This window comes from Chryseobacterium sp. KCF3-3 (genome assembly GCF_045865955.1).
Taxonomy (GTDB): Bacteria; Bacteroidota; Bacteroidia; order Flavobacteriales; family Weeksellaceae; genus Chryseobacterium.
In genome coordinates, this window is record NZ_AP035792.1 from 1,836,149 (window position 1) to 1,854,314 (window position 18,166).

The window sequence follows — 18,166 nt, forward strand, 5'->3', positions numbered from 1 at the left end:
AAATGAAAAAAGCACAGAATATAGTATTATTCTTGTCAGTTTTAATAGGCATCGGTCTGGCATACATTAGTGTTTTTAATGTATATCAGACCGATGATTATTTTTGTTCCTATGCCACCAGAAAATTAGGATTGCTGCAATGTTTTATAGATACCTATACAACATGGGGCGGAAGGTATTTCGGATACTCTGTGAATATGTTTAATCCTGTCTTTTATGACAGTAAAAATATTGTTCCGAAAATCTATCCTGTTTTTTTAATGCTTTCCTTTATTGGAGTTTCCGCATTCAACTTTAAAGAATATTTCAACTATTCTTTCAAAGAGTCTATTAAAAAAGGCTTTCTTTTATTTTTCTTTTATACCATACTTCTGGTAAGCCTGCCTGAACATTACTTCTGGATTACAGGTTCCAATATCTACTTCGTTCCTGCAATTTTAGCGGGTATTTTACTCTATTTTATTAAAAAAAATAAAGATACAGGAAAGAATATCTGGTTTTATCTTTCCCTATTGCTTGTCGTAATGCTGATGGGTTCTAATGAAATTCTGGCATTGATTGTATGGGGAATTCTGTTGGTGTCTTATTATCAGAAACGTAATAAGAAAAACCTGACTTTGGTATTGACTGCAAGCGTCTTTTTGTTGGTAAGTTTTCTTGCGCCTGGGAACTTCAACAGAATGGGTGAAACCGAACAAGGAATTATAAAATGGGCGAAAAGAATAGGCCTTTTTGGAGCTAATACACTCTATGTTGCAGCCAAAGTTCTTTTAATACTACCTTTATTTATGATGGTTTTTGAAGAAGAACTCAAAAAAATAACCAGTAAGATAACCTTTAAAAAAGCTGTTTTATTCTGGATGGTTTCATTGATTCCTTTGTTATTTACAGGGTATATTCTTACCTCTATCGCAAGGCAGTTTGAAAGTATTATCTTCTATTTCTTAATCACCTTTTCACTGATTGTCTTTTTTAAATTTGAAAAAATTAAAAAACTTTGGTGGATTTCCCTTTTCATTATTTTCCTTCCTGAGCTCAAAGCTTTCCCGGAGAAATATTCTTATTTTAATATTGATCTTAATGGTGAAAATATAGTCATGGAGCTTCTGACTACAGATCTTAAGGAATATGAAAGAGAGATGAATGAAAGGGTTGATATAATTAAAAACTCTTCTCAGGATTCTGTGGTGGTAGACAAAATAAAAGAAGTTCCGAGAATTTTATATATGGATGAAATGGCTTCTGTAAAAGAGGAAAAAACCTATGTAAATGATCAGCTTGAAAAATATTTCAATAAAAAATACATCAGAACAAAAGAATAAATAAAGGCTTTAGATACGTAATCTAAAGCCTTTTGTTGTATTTCTAGTCCTTAAAAACCTGGTTTTCCTGTTCCTGAACCCTTATAAAAGTTGTTCTTTTGGAAAGTTCCTTAAGCTGCGAAGCCCCTACATAAGTACATGTGGATCTCACGCCTCCTAAAATATCCTTTACAGTGTCTGAAACCGGACCTTTATAGGCTACTTTCACTGTTTTTCCTTCAGAAGCACGGTATTCTGCTACACCCCCGGAATGCTTGTCCATGGCTGTTTTGGAACTCATTCCATAGAAAGAACGATATTTTTTACCGTTTTCTTCAATCATTTCTCCGCCACTTTCATCATGTCCGGCAAACATTCCTCCCAACATGACGAAATCTGCACCGCCACCAAAGGCTTTTGCAACGTCTCCTGGAACTTTACATCCGCCATCAGCGATGATATGTCCGCCCAGTCCATGAGCGGCATCAGCACATTCTATAATTGCAGAAAGCTGAGGGTATCCAACTCCTGTTTTTACTCTGGTAGTACACACTGATCCTGGGCCAATTCCTACTTTGATGATGTCTGCACCTACCAATAGAAGCTCTTCTACCATTTCTCCGGTAACCACATTTCCGGCCATAATAATTTTATCCGGAAAATTGGCCCTTGCTTTCTTCACAAATTCAACGAAATGCTCAGAATAGCCATTGGCTACATCTATACAGAGAAACTCAATTTTTGGGTGCTTTTCGAGAATCTGTTTTATTTTTTCTTCATCTGCTTTTCCTGTTCCGGTACTCAAAGCAATATACTGATGAATACTTTCAGGCTGGCTGTCCAGAAACTGGCTCCATTCAGCAGGAGTATAATGTTTATGAACAGCAGTAATAATTTTCTCTTTTGCCAGCTCTACGGCCATTTCAAAAGTTCCTACTGTATCCATATTGGCAGCAATTACGGGAACTCCTGTCCATTTTTTCTTGGTATGCTTAAAGGTAAATTCTCTTTGTAAATCAACTTCTGAACGGGATTTTAAAGTAGAACGTTTAGGGCGGAACATTACATCCTTGAACCCCAGTTTTATGTCATATTCTATACGCATTTTGTAATTATTTGTCAGAATAAAGGTAGTAAATAATCTTGAACAGGCACTTGATCAGGGAATGCTTTTTCCGGTTTATGGAACAAAAAAACAGGGTTTGAAAAACTTATTTCAAACCCTGTTTTATTTATTTCAATACTTCAACTCAGTGTTATACTGAATAGAACTTTCTGATATTTCCAGAATTATTTTGCCTCTTTTACATTTTCAAAAGTCATCACTTCTTCCAATGTTTTCATATATTCATAAGCTGTCAGGTCAAACTTTACAGGAACAATAGAAATATATCCGTTAGCCAATGCTGTTTCATCAGCATCTTCAGAATCATCCATATTGTTGAAATAACCGGTTAGCCAGTAATATTTTTTACCGTGCGGATTGATTCTTTCATCGAAGCTTTCTTCCCATTTGGCATTGGCCTGTTTACAGACTTTTACTCCCTTAATCTCTTCTGCTGGAAGTTTAGGAATATTTACGTTCAGTACAACTCCTTTTGGCATTGGGTTTTCCAATGTTCTTCTTACAATATTCTGAATAAATTCCTTAGCCTGAGTAAAATCCGCTTCCCAACTGAAATCCAGTAATGAGAATCCAATAGCAGGAATTCCTTCAACACCAGCTTCTACTGCAGCAGACATTGTTCCGGAATAGATTACATTGATAGAAGAATTTGCTCCGTGATTGATCCCTGAAACTACAATATCAGGTCTTCTGGTCAGAATTTTATCAAGAGCCATTTTTACACAGTCTACAGGAGTTCCGCTGCAGGAAAAATCTGTCTGCGGGCCATCCAGGGTAACTTCTTCGTAACTTAGGGTAGAATTGATAGTAATAGCGTGGCCTTTTCCACTTTGAGGAGAGTTGGGTGCTACAACCACTACTTCTCCGATTTCATTCATAAAACTGATAAGATTTCTGATACCAGGAGCTGTAATTCCGTCATCATTAGTCACCAGAATAAGTGGTCTTTCCATAAATTATCTTTAATTTTTTATTTAAATAGAGTAGTTTGTTCATTTTCAGAATTGAACAAATAGATTTTCAACACATCAAATGTAGGTAAAAATCAGACGCAATAAAATACCGGATTGGGATTGGCTGTACTGAAAAGAGAAATAAAATTCTCATACTTTGACTAATAGAATGAAGAACAAAGCATAGATAAGGAAAAGCAAAAAATGCAGAAAATAAAACTGAAATGAAGAAAATTTAATATGAATTTCATTTCAGTTTTAATGTAAGTGGTTGTACAAAATAATAAACTAGTCGAGAGGCTTTCTGCCGGAAATGATATTATAAAGAATAACAATAATGGCAATGACCAGTAAAACGTGAATTAAATAACCTGTGCTCATTCCGGGAACTACTCCTAGCATTCCCAATAGCCAAACAACGATGCAGATGACTGCGACTAACCATAGTAAACTTTTCATGACTTAATATTTTGAATTTGTATGGTTAATTCTCTGCATATTTTATGCCTTTATGGTTAAAAATTGGTTTTTGTGGTATGTGTTTTCTGTTTTTAGATTAAAAAATAAAAATTTAGATGTGCCTGAAAAAAGGATTGATCTGTATCATTTTATAACGAAACTGTCTGATAATAGGAAATGGCTCATACTGTCTTGATTATTTGCAAATCTCTTTAAATAAAAATGATCAAAACTGTCGATATTTGTAAATAAGGTATTAAATTTGATCATTTGTAACAGTACCAAACTTACTGCTACTAATTACTATACTTATTTTAAAAAAATTAATAAATAAAGACAGTTTATGTGGAAAAATTTCAAACTGAATAAATTTTTACTCCTGATTCCATTAACCAGTCTAATGTTTTGTTTCAACTCGCCACAGAATGACGATGAAAAGATGCAGACGATAATGGTGAGCGTAAAAAACACACTTTCTTATCTGCATTATAGCCCGAAATCTATCAATGATGCCTATTCGAAGGACGTTTATAAGCATTATTTCGAATTGGTAGACCCAGCGAAAAGATATTTTCTGCAATCTGATATGGATGAATTCAACAAGCATGAAACCAAGCTTGATGACTATATCGGACAAGGTGATCTTACATTCTATAAGCTCACAATTGACAGACTCTACCAAAGAGTGGATGAGATTGATAAAATCACGCAGGATATTTTCAGCAAGCCCATCAATCTTCAGGAAGATGAAACGCTTACTCTTGAGCCCAAACTAAAAAAAGTACCTGCCAACAAACAGGAACAGTATAATGAGTGGAAAAAATTCATCAAATACAACATCCTTCAGGAAGTTGAGTCGATGAACAGCAAAGAAGAGGCTCAGAAAGAAAAGAAAGACTCTGTTCAGAAATACAAACTGAAAGATACGATCAAGTTTAAACCACTTACTCAGGACGAGAAGATCAAAAAAGCGACTGATGAAGTAAAAGACCTTGTAAAAGATACTTTCACAAGATTCAAAAAGAGAAAGAAAATGGATTGGTTTACCGTGTATATGAATGCGTATACAGAAGTATTCGATCCGCATACGAACTATTATTCTCCAAAAGATAAAGAAGATTTTGATACACAGTTTACCGGAAAAGTAATCGGTATCGGAGCTCTGATTCAGGAGAAAAAAGGAAACCTTTACTTAGGAGCGCTTACCATTGGTGCACCGGCATGGAAATCAAAACAGCTTTCAGAAGGAGATAAAATCCTGAAAGTAAGATCAAAACCGAAAGAAGATGCTGTAAATGTGGTAGGAATGCTTTCTGATGAAGCGGTAAGATTAATCAGAGGAGAGAAAGGAACTCCGGTAACATTAACTGTTCAGAAAAAAGACGGTACTATTAAAGATGTAACCATGATCCGTGAAGAAGTTGCTATTGAAGATACTTTTGCAAGAAGTATTGTGGTGAACACTCCAAATGGGAAGAAATACGGTTTCATCAACCTTCCAAGCTTTAATGCTGATTTTGAAAATGCCAAAGGAAGAAACGCTTCTGATGACATCAAAAATGAAATCATTAAGCTTAAAGAACAGAATATTCAGGGAATCATTCTTGACCTTAGAAATAATGGAGGAGGTTCTTTAACTGAAGTAGGAGATATCATGGGACTTTTCATGGAAGCTGGTCCTTACGTTCAGGTGAAAGACGGAAACGGTAAAATACAGACGCTTAAGAACAAAAATGAAACTCCAATCTGGACAGGTCCGTTGGTTATCATGCAAAACGAACTTTCAGCTTCTGCTTCAGAAATCCTTGCAGGAGTAATGCAGGATTATGGTAGAGCGATGATTATCGGATCTCCACAATCTTTCGGAAAAGGTACCGTTCAGACTTTTGTTGATCTGAACAGATTCCTGAACACTGAAGATGATTTCGGATCTCTAAAACTGACAATTCAGAAGTTCTACAGAATTACCGGAGAATCTACACAGAGAAAAGGAATAGTGTCTGATATCCAGATGAAAGACTTCTTTACGTATGCTGAAGTAGGAGAGCGATATGATGATTATGCATTGGCTTGGGATAAAATTCCACCTACAAAATTCCAGAAACTGAATTATTTCAACATTCAGGCGCTGGAGAAGGCAAGTGCAGACAGAATGGCTAAAAACAGCAATTACCAGTTGTTATTAGAATCTGCTCAGTGGAGAGAAAAACTGGATAAAGAAGAAAATATCACTTTGAATATTACGAAGTTTAACGAACTGATGAAGAACAGAAAATCTCAGATTGAAAAGTTCAAGGCTTTGACAAAATTTGAGAACGGTCTTCAGTTCATCATGTATCCAAGTGAAATTGAAAGAGAGAAAAAAGACGAAGCTTTCAAGAAAAAATCTGAAATGTGGATCAAGAATCTGAAAAAAGATCTTTACCTGCAGGAAGCAATGAATATTGTATCAGATATGGGAGCTAAATCCTAAACATAAAAAAGCCGCTAATTTTTATTAGCGGCTTTTTTATTGAGTAACAGGATTACTTAATTTCTACACATCCCACTCTTCCTCCGGCATTTCCGGTAGGCTGGGTATGGAAGTCATCCGCTGCTGCGTGCACAATAAGGCCTTTCCCGATGATGTTTTTAGATTCATCAGTACATCCCAGACACCATTTGTCTGTCTTGAAAGTCAATGTTGCAGTTCCACTCTGATCGGCAACCAGGTTTCCTATATCTCCCATATGGAAATGTTCAGCACCCCATTTCCCATGATCATTCTTCGAAGGATTCCAGTGACCTCCTGTAGAAGTTCCGTCTGCTGCAGAGCAATCTCCTTTTTCATGAATGTGTACCGCATGGATTCCGGGAGTAAGGTTGGTAATATCCAGCTTCATGGTTACTTCATTTCCATTTTGAGTAAACTTCGCCGTTCCTCCTGTCTGTGTTCCGCTTTTGGCATTTACAGAATATGTTTTTGTTGTTCCACATGAAACGGCTAAAACTGCAAATCCTGCCAATAATGCTAATGTTTGTACTTTCATTTTTTAAATGATTTATAGTGATTTTAGGATAAATTTAAAAAAGATTTTCCAAAGGGCTTTATGATCTTAATCTTTTTTAAAAAACAAGACTTAAATGGTAACCGTGATATGACTTGTTTTAAGCTTAAATTCAGAAACTTTACTCTGTAGCCTAACTTCTTTAAAAAGAGGCGAAAAAAAACTTATTTTAGTGGGTAGAAAGTAATCTTTATCCTATAGGTGTCGGCCGGAAAGAAATAAAAAATGATTATCCTGTATACATTAATCAATGAAACAAAACATCAGCCTCTTCTTGATAGGTATCTACCTTTTTTTTCCCAGGAAATTAAAAAAGATATCCTGAGGTACAGAAGATGGCAGGATGCTCAGCTTTCTTTATTGGGAAAAGTTCTTTTACAAGGTGGACTGAAAACATATTACAATATTACTGAGCCAGAAATAGAAACTCTTCCAAACAAAAAACCTTATTTGAAAGGATTTCATTTGCATTTTAATATCTCGCATTCCAAGGACCTTGTTGTTTGTGCTTTTGCAGAATATCCTTTGGGAATAGATGTGGAATTTAATGATCCTAAGACGAATTATCAGGATTTTGAATTTCAGATGACTGCTAATGAGTTTCAGGAAATTGAGAACTTTGGTGATAAAATGAAAGCCTTTTTTACCTTTTGGACGAGAAAAGAAGCGGTAATAAAAGCCCATGGAGCAGGAATGATGTTACCTTTGGATTCTTTTGAAATCTTGCATAATGAATGTATTATTGAAGAGGAAAAATTTTTTACCAAAGAGATTTTTATTCATGAAGATTATCATAGCTTTATTAGTTCTTCAGATCAGAAAATTAAAGATGTAATCCCTATTATTGAGCATTTTGAAATAGAAGTTTAAGGTAAAATAGAAAACTATTTTCTGATAATAGCAATAAAAGACAACATAATTCCGCTCCGGAAAAATATCTTTGTGAATTAACAATTTTGAAGTGGAAGAATATAAAAAACGGATTGTAAAAACAATTCAATATATTGATAACCATATTGATGCAGGTCTTTCTCTGGAAAAAGTTTCAGAGGTAAGTGCCTATTCCCCTTTTCATTTTCACAGAATTTTCAAGCTGGTTACAGGAGAAACCCTTCAGAACTATATTATCAGAAAGAAAATAGAGAAAAGTGCTCTTCATCTGGCGGTTCATAAAAATATGGAGATCAAGGAGATCTATTGGGATCTTGGTTTCTCCAATCATTCAGTTTTCTGTAAAACATTCAAAAAATATTACGGTCTCGCACCCACTGAGTTTCGCAGATCGGCTCCAGAAAAATTTCACAAGATTTTACAAATACAAAGCAAGAACGGACAAGTTGATACGGTTTTCAGCCAATACATTTGCAACATTGAAAACCTGTTAAACTGGACTAAAATGAATTTAAAAATCGAAGTAAAAGAAATGCCGGAAATGAATCTGGCCTCTGTTATGAGCCTTGGAATGGCTAATGTAGAACCTTCTTTCAACATATTAATAGACTGGGCAAAAAAGAAACAACTGTTTCCTCGGGAAAATCTTAAAATGATCTCTGTTTATCACGACAGCTGCAAGATCACACCTCTTGATAAGGTCAGGATTCATGCCTGCATGCTTTTGGATGAGAAACTGACTCAGCAGGAAGGGGAAGTGTTTGCAGAAACTTTAGAAGGCGGAAAATACATTGTAGGAAGCGGTGAAGTTACTCTCACCGACTTTGAGCAGTGCTGGGTTTCTTTGTTCCTGTGGATGAATGAGAACCATTATTCTACAAGAAGAACCTTTCCCTATGAGATCTATCACACCAATTTTAAGGAACATCCGGAAGGGAAGATGATCGTGGATTTTTGCATTCCGATTCATTAATTACCATTCGGTAGCAAAAGAATGCCTTTCAGTAATAAATTTTTTACAGAAAGGCATTTCTCGTACTATTTTTGACCCAGAAAACAATAAAAATGAAAACAAAAGGACAAAACATACTGTTTCTGATTCTCCTTCTCACTTCCATCATGGGATATTCCCAGGTGAAAATATCAGGAAAAGTATCCTTTAAAAACAAAGGAGTCGCTGAAGTAAATGTTACTTTGAAAGATACCTATGACGGTTCAACAACAGATGCTCAGGGGAATTTTACATTTGAAACTTCAGAAAAAGGGGCACACGTCATAATCTTTACCCATCCAAAATATGAAAATATTGAAAGGACGGTTTCTATTGAAAATCAGGATATTTCTTTGAATGTTGATCTTAAAGAACAGATCAGTGAGATTGATGCAGTAGTAGTTTCTGCAGGATCTATTGAAGCCAGTGATAAAAAAAGAGCAACAGCATTGCTTACGCCCATAGATATTTATACCACAGCAGGAGCAGACGGACAGATTTCTTCAGCATTGACATATCTCCCGGGAGTCCAGAAAGTTGGAGGAACAGAAGGGTTATTCATCCGTGGTGGTACAGGAACGGAATCTAAAATCTTTATGGACGGAAGTCTTATCAACAATTATTTTTCGAATTCTGTTCCGGGGATTGCGGGAAGAGATCAGTTCAATACTTCTCTTTTTAAAGGAAACATCTTCTCAAGTGGTGGCTATTCTGCACTGTACGGGCAGGCTCTTTCCGGAGCATTGATGCTGGAAAGTGTAGATCTTCCGGATGAAACGTCCTATAACTTTGGGGTTTCTCCTATTTTTCTGAGTGCAGGATTTCAAAAGTTAGGAGATAATAAAAACTATTCCTACGGAGCTACAGCTGGATACTCTCTTTTAAGTCTGATGCAGAAAGTCTTTAATTTTAATACAGACTTTGTAGAAGCTCCCCAAGGGCTTAACGGAGATCTTAATTTCAGATTTAAAACAAAATCAGGAGGCTTTTTCAAATATTACGGAATGTTCAACTCCAATAAAATGGGAGTGAGATCAGAAAGTCTTGAACCCGGATATGATTTCAGTCTGGTAAAACTTAACGGAAAAAATACATTTCATAACCTTTCTTTTAAACAGAAATTTGGAAAATATCTCCTGAATGTAGGCAGTTCTTATTCCTACAACAGATCGGATCTTCATTTTTCCACAGAAACCAATGATGTTGAATCCAACAGAAGCCAGCTTCTGACTGATGGAAATTATCTGAACTTCAAGGCTGTTCTTGAAAGAAAAATCAACAGAATCAGTGCAGTACGAGGAGGAATTGAGCTGAATAATACCGATGAAAACCTGAATTTTGAAGCAGTACAAAAACATTATAAAGATTTGATCTCCTCTGCTTTCGTGGAAACTGATCTTGGTTTCAGCAATGCGTTGTCAGCGAAAATAGGAGTGAGAGCAGAACATTCTTCATTTTTAGGGAAGGATAATATTGCACCTCGTTTTGCTATTGCCTACCGCCTTGCAAAAGACTGGACCACTTCGTTAGCTTATGGACTTTTTTATCAGAATCCGGAAAGTAAATACATCAATGGACCTGCGAATCTTGGTTTCCAGAAATCCCAGCATTATATTTTCCAGGTTCAGAGAGCTTCAGAGGGCAGAACTTTACGTTTTGAGGCATTTTATAAAAAATATGACCAGCTGATTAAAACATTCAATATTACTCAGGACAAAGAGCAAAATCAGCAGATTCAGACTGCTTTAAACAATGATGGCTACGGATATGCAAAAGGACTGGAATTTTTCTGGAGAGATAATAAAAAGACCTTTGAAAATATCGATTACTGGATCAGCTACTCCTACCTGGATTCCAAAAGAGATTTCCTGAATTATCCGGTAAGCCTGCAGCCGAGTTTTGCAGCAGAACATACTCTTTCAGCAGTAGCAAAAAGATTTATTCCGGAATGGAAACTTGGGGTCAATTTATCCTACACTTATGCAAAAGGACGTCCTTATTATGACATTGCCTCTACCTTTGAGAATGGAAAAGCCATCAATTATACCCGAAATGAAGGAAGATTAAAAGATTACAATGCATTAAATTTCAGTATTAATTATCTTCCGAATATTGGTAAAAAAGATGCGAAAGCCTTTCCTGTATTTGTATTGAGCATCAGCAATTTTTTAGGATCAAAGAATATTTATGGCTATAATTTTTCAGCCAACGGTTCCAGAAGCTCTGCCATTGTTCCGCCAGTCAATACTTTTGTTTTCATAGGAGCATTTATAAGCTTTGGAGTAGATAAAACAGATGATGCCATCAATAATAATTTATAAAAAACATATCTTAGAACAAACAAACATAATTCACTTTTAAAATTTGATATCATGAAAAAATACCTTTTAAGTTTTGCTTTAGCTTTTGTGAGCTTAACTGTTTTTGCACAGGCAGATTATGACAAAATAATGTCTGAAAAAATAGCCAGAATAGAAACCTGTAAAACCTCAGAAGATTTCCAGACTCTGGCGAATGATTTCCAGAGAATAGGGAGTAAAGAAAGTACAAAATGGCTTCCGGCTTACTATGCAGCATTTTCTTATATCCAAAAAGGAAGAACCCTGATGAGAGACGGAAAAATGCAGGAGTTGGATGGTATCGCAGACCAGGCTGAAAAACATCTTTCAATGGCTCAGAATCTTGCAGGAACGGATAATGCAGAAATTCACCTGTTGAGAAAAATGTCTTATTCTCTGAGAATGATGGTGAATCCTGCACAGCGTTATATGACAGATGGGGCAAGAGCTGCTGAGGAAATGAATATTGCAGAAAAATTAGATTCTTCAAATCCGAGAATTGCACTAATCAAAGCGGAAGATGTTTATTTTACTCCGGAGCAGTATGGAGGTAGCAAAACCAAAGGATTGGAGATGTTTAAAGATGCTCAGGCAAAGTTTAAAACCTACAAGCCCAAAACGGCTTTAGATCCTAACTGGGGAAGAGGAGAAGCCGATTATTTCTTAAGCTTACCGGCAGAAAAAGCAAAATAGTTTTCTCTATATTTCATATCTATCAACCTTCATTCGTGGAGGTTTTTTTATACCATTCGGAAAGAAAAATCAGCCCTTCGGTAACAATTAATTTTTGATACCTTTAATAAAAACTAATTTTGAGTCAAGAAAACAGATCATGAAACGGAAAAACTTTATCGTACTATTCTGGGTATCCCTTGCAGTTTCCATGTTTTTCTTTTTTGTTTTTACAGAAGAGAAGAATCTTGAAAACTTTTTATATACCCTGCTTATCTCTTTTATTTATTCTTTTGTATTGGGAGGAGGAAACGGAATGCTCAACAGTTTTCTGAATAAAAAAATCCCATGGTCGGAAGCTACAACCAAAAGAGCGGTTATCAGTATTATTTCAATTATTGTCGCCAATTTTGTGCTGGTCTATTTCTGTAATTATGTCAATTTTGTACTGATTCAAAAAGCGGCTACTACAGAAGAATTTTTTCTGGGAAAATATAATTTCCTCAATTGGTTTACCATCAATATCGCGTTGTTGATATCTGCTTTCCTTCATGCCAGAAGTTTTATGGAAGAGCTGAAGAAAACTTCCAGAAAAGAAGTGGTAGAACAGAAACTTATCGCCAAATCTGCCAATGCCCAGTTTGAAAGTTTAAAGAACCAGCTGGATCCGCATTTCCTTTTTAATTCTTTAAATGTTTTAAGCTCTCTGATTGATGAAAATCCAAGACAGGCGCAAAAGTTTACCGCTTCAATGTCAAAGATTTACCGATATGTACTTGAACAAAAAGATAAAGAACTGGTAACGGTGGAAGACGAGATAGAATTTGCGAAAACCTATTGTGAACTTTTAAAAACAAGGTTTGAAGACAGTGTAGATTTTACCTTTGATGTTGCTAAAGAGGATTATCAGAAATATGTAGTTCCACTGGCCTTGCAGCTATTGTTGGAGAACTGTATCAAGCATAATTTTGCCACGTCATCAAAACCTTTAATCATCAGAATTTTTTCAGACGGAAATACCCTCTGCATTGAAAACAATCTTCAGGTAAGAGAACAGATCAAAGAAAGCTCGGGAATTGGTCTTGCTAATATTGTACAGCGTTATTCACTGCTTACAGAAAGAAATGTCTTCATAGAAAAATCTGAAGATCATTTTAAAGTAAAACTTCCAATGCTCATGGCTAAACCACAAGTTTCCACATCGAAACCTGAAGATGATTCTGCGGCTTACCAACGGGCACAAAAAAGAGTAAAGGAGATTAAGAGTTTTTATATGAACCTTATTTCTTACTGTACGGTAAGTGCCTTTTTAATCTTTATTAATCTTTTCACGAGCAGCAGAAATCACTGGTTCTGGTTTCCTGTACTGGGATGGGGAATAGGCGTTGCTTCTCACGCATTTCAGGTGTTTGGGGTAGGAGAATCCTGGCAGGAAAAGAAGATTCGTGAAATTATGAACAAACAAAAAAAATAAAGTGATGGAAAGATTTGACGAAAACAATATTGAATATCAACGTGCAAGAAGGCAGGTAGAAAGATTAAGAGGTTTTTATGGACATTTATTCGCTTATATCGCAGTGAATGCTCTGATTGTTGTCTATAATTGTATGCACCTGAAACCTGGTGAAAGCTATTTTCAGTTTAAAAACTTTTTTACGGCTACTTTCTGGGGAATAGGGCTTGCAGCACATGCGGTTACCGTTTTTCTGCCCCGTGTTAATTTTATCAAGAAATGGGAAGATAAAAAGATCAAGGAACTGATGGATAAACAGAAAGATCACTAAAAAGAATCGCGTTTAATCTTAAAAACCTTCTGAAAAATGAATACTTTATCTATTCTATTCTACATTTCCATGGCCGCTTGGTTTCTCACGGAATTCCTTTACAAGAACATGCTGAAATCCGGTAAAGAAGACCAAAAGAACAAGGATAAATCCACACTGAACATCTTATGGCTGGCGATTCCTTTTTCCATTGTAAGCGCAATATTCATGTCTTATAATTTTCATTTTCCGATGGCTGATGGTGTCTGGATTCTTTACCTGGGTGAATTTTTTATTCTTATCGGGATTATTGTCAGGTATGTGATCATCAGATCTTTGGGGAAATATTTTACTGTAGATATTACCATCAGACAGGATCATAAAATCAAAAAAGAAGGGTTTTATAAATACCTGAGACATCCTTCCTATGCTTTTTCCCTGCTGACTTCTCTTGGCCTTGGTTTGTATTTAAATAACTGGTTGTCATTGATTTTTGCTTTTGTACCTCCGTTTTTAGCCTTTGCCTATAGGATTAAAATTGAAGAACAGGCCTTGATAGAACAGTTTGGGGATGAGTATATTGAATATAGAAAAAGCACGAAGAAATTAATCCCGTTTATCTATTAATGACAGGTTTTTACGGTTCGGATAGCATAAACTACCATTCGGTAATATAAAATTGATTGAAGGGTGTGTTCTGATCTATCTTTGACTCAAGAAAAAAACAAATTAACCTTTAAAACAAAACATTATGGAAATTTTGCCTGATAAAGAAACAATTGCTTACAGAAAAGCTTCAAGAAGAGTGAAAGACCTGAAAGAATTTTATGGAAACCTTACCTCTTACTGTATCATTATTCCTTTTTTAGCAATACTTAACATTATAACTGCTCCCGGATATTTATGGTTTTTATGGCCTGCACTGGGATGGGGAGTAGGAATTGCATTTCATGCCATTAGCTTATTTGGAATTGGTAAAAGCTGGGAAGAAAGAAAAATAAAAGAACTGATGGAGAAGGATGAAAAACAGAAAATAAAAACACTATAAACGATAACTTAAAAACTTAGAACATCATGAATTACGAAACTGCCCACGCAAGAACCAACAGCATCAGAAAATTCTATAAAAGCCTTTTTATATTTGCCCTATTTGCCGTTCTAATCATTCCTGATGATATTTTTGGCGAAAAGATGATTAGCTTTCATTGGTTTGACAGATATACCATCCTTGGAATTTGGGCATTTATCATTCTTGTAAAAGCTGCAAAACTGTTTCTTTTTGATTCCGAATGGGAAAGAGATATGATTGAAAAAGAACTTAAAAAAGAGAAAAAGCGAATAGATTATTAAAATTTGTCTGCTTTTATCTAACTTTATTTCCCGATAATCTGAAAACTAAAATTAAAGATCAATGATCAAAACTGTCATCATAGAAGACGAAAAACCTGCTTCAAGGAAATTAGAAAGAATGTTGAATAACTTTCCTGAAATAGAGATAGTTGCCAAAATAGAATCAGTAGAAGAAGGCGTTGCCTGGTTTTCTGAAAATGAGCATCCGCAGCTGATCTTCTCAGATATTGTTTTGGGAGACGGACTGTCTTTTGATATTTTTGAAAAAGCACCTACCAAAGGTTTCATTATCTATACGACAGCATTTGATCAGTACACCCTGAAAGCCTTTAAGCTGAACAGCATTGATTATCTTTTAAAACCCATCCTTGATGAAGACCTGGAAGGAGCAGTGGAGAAATTTAAATCCTTTATTCCTGCCAATGATACCAATGGTTCTCAGGATATTAAACAGCTGATCCGAAAAGAAAAATCGACCCTTTCCAGAGTTCTGGTTAAAATAGGCTACAACCTTAAGATTATACAGACCCACGAAATAAGCTGCTTTTTCAGTGAGAATAAAATCGTTTATCTTCAGACAGAAGACCGTACCTATCCATCAGATTTTACGCTTGATGAGCTGGAAGATGTTCTGGATACGAAAAAGTTTTTCCGGGTGAACAGACAGTTTATTATCAGTTCGGATTATATCAAAAATATTCATACTTCACCGTACTACAAAGTGGACCTTGAATTTCAGCCGGAAGAAGAAATAACGGTAAGCAGAGACCGTGTAAAAGATTTTAAAGACTGGCTGGTCAGTTGATAAAGATTAACTTAAAAAACAAACACCATGGATCTTATATTATTATTTTTTAAACTATTCCTGACTCTTTTTTATCCCTGAAAAATGCATCATCAGGAATTATAAAAATTACTGGCGGATTGTACAAACTGGTGAAAAGCTCCTGTGACCTCTTTTGAATGCTTATGGGTAAGCGGAAATGGCACCATATGAGAGTATTCAAACGGGAAATCCTTGATTTCAATGTCTACATTGATATTCCTGTAGCCGCCCTTCAATGTATTTAAAGCTTCTATCGGAGGGGCAACACTGTCTTTTTCCAAAACAAAGGCTTTGATCTGAGATTGGATTTCATGAATTCTTTCCTCTCTTTCCTTCTGAAAATAATTGTAGCGAAGCATTTTTTTGAACCAACTTTCCTGTGGATGCAATGCTTCATTCTGATAATGTTTCAGACGGGAATCTGATTTAAAATCAGAGCTCAGCAATTCCGTAAAAACAGACTGCATTTTAACGGTTGCCTGAGTATCCATGATATATTTGGATATAGGAAACATCCTGTCGATCGTCATTCCTCCACAAAAACAAAACACTTTTGATCGGGTAAAATAATGATGGGGATCTGCCATTTTGATAATCAGAGAAAGAAATGATCCTATAGAATAGCCAAATAAATCCAGATTTGTTTCTGGAGAAATACTCTTGACTTTACCCTTTTTAATGTCCTTTACCACTTCTGTGATATCAGAATAAGTCTGCAGTCCGGACCAGAAAATTCTTTGAGGATGCGCTTCCAGTCTTGAACTTATGGCAGCATTCACATAAGAGTAATTCATGTTTTCCGGATACTTTTTCTTTCTGAAATTGACCACTTCCATCATGTGATGGCGGTCACTCCAGATAGGTTCTGCACGATCCATATGAAAAGCAATAGGAAATAATATGATGGCTTTTTGTGTTCGTTGGGCCAGTTCATAGGCCCAAGGAAGATACTTATCCCATTTCTTTTCATTCAGGCCATGAAAGAAAAGGATAACTCCTTTAGCTGTTTCTATATCTGCTCTCTTCAGGATATGATATTCAAACTTTTTATTGCATTCAATATCAAAATCTTTGATGTCTACAGCGGGCTGGTTGTAAAAGAGATAGCCAGTTTTGTTGATTTCAAGGGTTTGCTGATGTTTGTTGCAATGTTGATTTTCTGAACCGTAAAGCAGGTCGCAAACCTTAGATTCAAATGAAATTGATTCAATGGTTACATTCAATTCTTTAATTTCAACCCTGCCTTTTCCGGAATCAAAATGATTTTTCAAAACTTCATACAATTCATAATATTCCATAGCAAGACGATTGAAGGGTTCATATTTAGAACCATTAAGTTAGAGAATTATTGCGGTAATGAATTGATTTTTAGGAGCTAAATGTATTCTAGGCATAGGAGAATTACAATAAACCCCGAAACAGTTTTATTCCGGGGTCGTGATATGTAGATTGATGATGATGTTTATGGTTGAGTTGTCTTTTTATCCAACAATTTTTATATTTTTTAACTATCTGTAATCAATTCTGTTAGATTCTGTGTCTTCAAGTTGTTTAACAATTGATTCCGGGATCTCATCACTGTCAATCGGAAAACTTATAGAATCAGAAATAAAGTTTCTTCTGTCCGCTTTTCTGAAAATTTCAAACAAAGCAATCGGTTCCTGGTTGAAACTGATACAGGTGCTTATGAAGTGGATTTCGTGGAGTTTATAGTCCGGGTTTTTAAGTTTTTCTTTAATATCCTTTATCCTTGAAATGAAATGCCTCTGACGAATAAATGTATTGCTGTTCATGATGATAAACACATAATCCGAATAAGCGGTTACCTTTCCGAAATATTTGTGGTGATCGCCACCGCTTCTTTCAATAAAATATTCTCCGGTGGTTTCAGACTTATAAATCTCCATCGCAGAGCGCCATATACGATCTTCTTTTGCCATCAAAGGATTATCGGGCAGATTTCTGTTGTAAGAATACCAGCAGCCTATTAAACGGTCTAAAAGAGCGGTGTTCAGATTAACATTATTCATATCAATCCTCAGATCATTAAAATTGAATGCTTCCGTATTGGAGTTAATAAAATCTATGTAATTGGAATACCCCAAAACTTTGACAATTAGGCTCAGTTTAGCTAGATTGGGCCTGCTTAAAACTGCATTTTCATTCTGTTTGAATTTCTTTAGTTTATTAATAATCAGATGTTCATACAGATAATTCGTTCCCAGAAGATCTGGTTCTTTTTTGATCTCCTTTTCATTATGTTCATTGATAATCAGATCATTCAGTTCGGCACTTATATAAGACCATTCGGTTTTGGTAACGTCTTCCCAATGGTTTTTCTTTAAAAATTGCCTGCTTAAAAAATTCATCAGTTTCTCAAGATGCAGAATATCTTCCTTTTTCATGGTGTTTATTTATAAGACTAATTTAAGATTTTTATCAAACCAA

18 protein-coding genes are annotated in these 18,166 nt (G+C 35.5%); 12 read left to right on the forward strand and 6 right to left on the reverse strand.

The features are described 5' to 3' along the window. Positions 1 to 2: 2 nt before the first annotated feature. Entirely contained in the window at positions 3 to 1,322 is a 1,320-nt protein-coding gene (locus tag ACKTTZ_RS08180) for a DUF6056 family protein (RefSeq protein ID WP_407848281.1), read from the forward strand. A gap of 43 nt (positions 1,323 to 1,365) precedes the next feature. Here ACKTTZ_RS08180 and ACKTTZ_RS08185 read toward each other — a convergent pair whose 3' ends face one another. The 3 genes from ACKTTZ_RS08185 to ACKTTZ_RS08195 form a co-directional block, all read right to left on the reverse strand. Beyond that, a complete protein-coding gene (locus ACKTTZ_RS08185) occupies positions 1,366 to 2,406 on the reverse strand; it encodes a GMP reductase (RefSeq protein ID WP_407848283.1) in 1,041 nt (346 codons plus the stop codon). A gap of 185 nt (positions 2,407 to 2,591) precedes the next feature. Continuing rightward, the gene (gene surE / locus ACKTTZ_RS08190; RefSeq protein WP_034694061.1) at positions 2,592 to 3,380 is read right to left on the reverse strand and encodes a 5'/3'-nucleotidase SurE; all 789 of its coding nucleotides are present in this window, start codon (positions 3,378 to 3,380) and stop codon (positions 2,592 to 2,594) included. A 288-nt stretch (positions 3,381 to 3,668) separates the two neighbouring features. Beyond that, positions 3,669 to 3,839, reverse strand: coding sequence for a lmo0937 family membrane protein (locus tag ACKTTZ_RS08195; protein WP_110008970.1), 171 nt, complete (start codon positions 3,837 to 3,839; stop codon positions 3,669 to 3,671). Between the two features lie 343 nt (positions 3,840 to 4,182). Here ACKTTZ_RS08195 and ACKTTZ_RS08200 point away from each other — a divergent pair, with 343 nt between their 5' ends. Continuing rightward, the gene (locus tag ACKTTZ_RS08200; RefSeq protein WP_034694062.1) at positions 4,183 to 6,312 is read left to right on the forward strand and encodes a carboxy terminal-processing peptidase; all 2,130 of its coding nucleotides are present in this window, start codon (positions 4,183 to 4,185) and stop codon (positions 6,310 to 6,312) included. A 52-nt stretch (positions 6,313 to 6,364) separates the two neighbouring features. Here ACKTTZ_RS08200 and ACKTTZ_RS08205 read toward each other — a convergent pair whose 3' ends face one another. After that, complete coding sequence (locus tag ACKTTZ_RS08205) at positions 6,365 to 6,868, reverse strand: superoxide dismutase family protein (RefSeq protein WP_034694065.1); 504 nt, start codon at positions 6,866 to 6,868, stop codon at positions 6,365 to 6,367. A gap of 243 nt (positions 6,869 to 7,111) precedes the next feature. Here ACKTTZ_RS08205 and ACKTTZ_RS08210 point away from each other — a divergent pair, with 243 nt between their 5' ends. The 10 genes from ACKTTZ_RS08210 (at position 7,112) to ACKTTZ_RS08255 (ending at position 15,697) form a co-directional block, all read left to right on the forward strand. Then, entirely contained in the window at positions 7,112 to 7,756 is a 645-nt protein-coding gene (locus tag ACKTTZ_RS08210; RefSeq protein WP_407848286.1) for a 4'-phosphopantetheinyl transferase family protein, read from the forward strand. 91 nt (positions 7,757 to 7,847) lie between these two features. Next, entirely contained in the window at positions 7,848 to 8,750 is a 903-nt protein-coding gene (locus ACKTTZ_RS08215) for a GyrI-like domain-containing protein (protein ID WP_407848288.1), read from the forward strand. 92 nt (positions 8,751 to 8,842) lie between these two features. Then, a complete protein-coding gene (locus ACKTTZ_RS08220; RefSeq protein WP_407848290.1) occupies positions 8,843 to 11,089 on the forward strand; it encodes a TonB-dependent receptor in 2,247 nt (748 codons plus the stop codon). A gap of 51 nt (positions 11,090 to 11,140) precedes the next feature. Next, entirely contained in the window at positions 11,141 to 11,800 is a 660-nt protein-coding gene (locus ACKTTZ_RS08225) for a hypothetical protein (protein WP_407848292.1), read from the forward strand. Between the two features lie 139 nt (positions 11,801 to 11,939). Beyond that, positions 11,940 to 13,253, forward strand: coding sequence for a 2TM domain-containing protein (locus ACKTTZ_RS08230; RefSeq protein WP_034694073.1), 1,314 nt, complete (start codon positions 11,940 to 11,942; stop codon positions 13,251 to 13,253). Positions 13,254 to 13,257: 4 nt separating this feature from the next. Beyond that, a complete protein-coding gene (locus ACKTTZ_RS08235; protein WP_034694076.1) occupies positions 13,258 to 13,563 on the forward strand; it encodes a 2TM domain-containing protein in 306 nt (101 codons plus the stop codon). Positions 13,564 to 13,599: 36 nt separating this feature from the next. Continuing rightward, positions 13,600 to 14,169: a methyltransferase family protein gene (locus ACKTTZ_RS08240; protein WP_407848295.1), complete on the forward strand. Its 570-nt coding sequence runs from the start codon at positions 13,600 to 13,602 to the stop codon at positions 14,167 to 14,169. 124 nt (positions 14,170 to 14,293) lie between these two features. After that, positions 14,294 to 14,590 carry a 2TM domain-containing protein gene (locus ACKTTZ_RS08245; RefSeq protein ID WP_407848297.1) on the forward strand — a complete coding sequence of 99 codons (297 nt, stop codon included), beginning with the start codon at positions 14,294 to 14,296 and terminating at the stop codon, positions 14,588 to 14,590. Positions 14,591 to 14,616: 26 nt separating this feature from the next. Next, complete coding sequence (locus tag ACKTTZ_RS08250) at positions 14,617 to 14,892, forward strand: 2TM domain-containing protein (protein WP_034694082.1); 276 nt, start codon at positions 14,617 to 14,619, stop codon at positions 14,890 to 14,892. Positions 14,893 to 14,953: 61 nt separating this feature from the next. Then, positions 14,954 to 15,697 (forward strand): LytTR family DNA-binding domain-containing protein, encoded by a 744-nt coding sequence (locus tag ACKTTZ_RS08255; protein ID WP_081906405.1) that lies wholly within the window; start codon positions 14,954 to 14,956, stop codon positions 15,695 to 15,697. A gap of 92 nt (positions 15,698 to 15,789) precedes the next feature. On the opposite strand, the gene ACKTTZ_RS08260 is transcribed toward ACKTTZ_RS08255, so the two are convergent. Continuing rightward, positions 15,790 to 17,016, reverse strand: a complete 1,227-nt coding sequence (locus ACKTTZ_RS08260; protein WP_407848299.1) for a DUF6051 family protein — start codon at positions 17,014 to 17,016, stop codon at positions 15,790 to 15,792. Between the two features lie 210 nt (positions 17,017 to 17,226). Continuing rightward, the gene (locus ACKTTZ_RS08265) at positions 17,227 to 18,123 is read right to left on the reverse strand and encodes a hypothetical protein (protein ID WP_407848301.1); all 897 of its coding nucleotides are present in this window, start codon (positions 18,121 to 18,123) and stop codon (positions 17,227 to 17,229) included. Positions 18,124 to 18,166 lie beyond the last annotated feature (43 nt).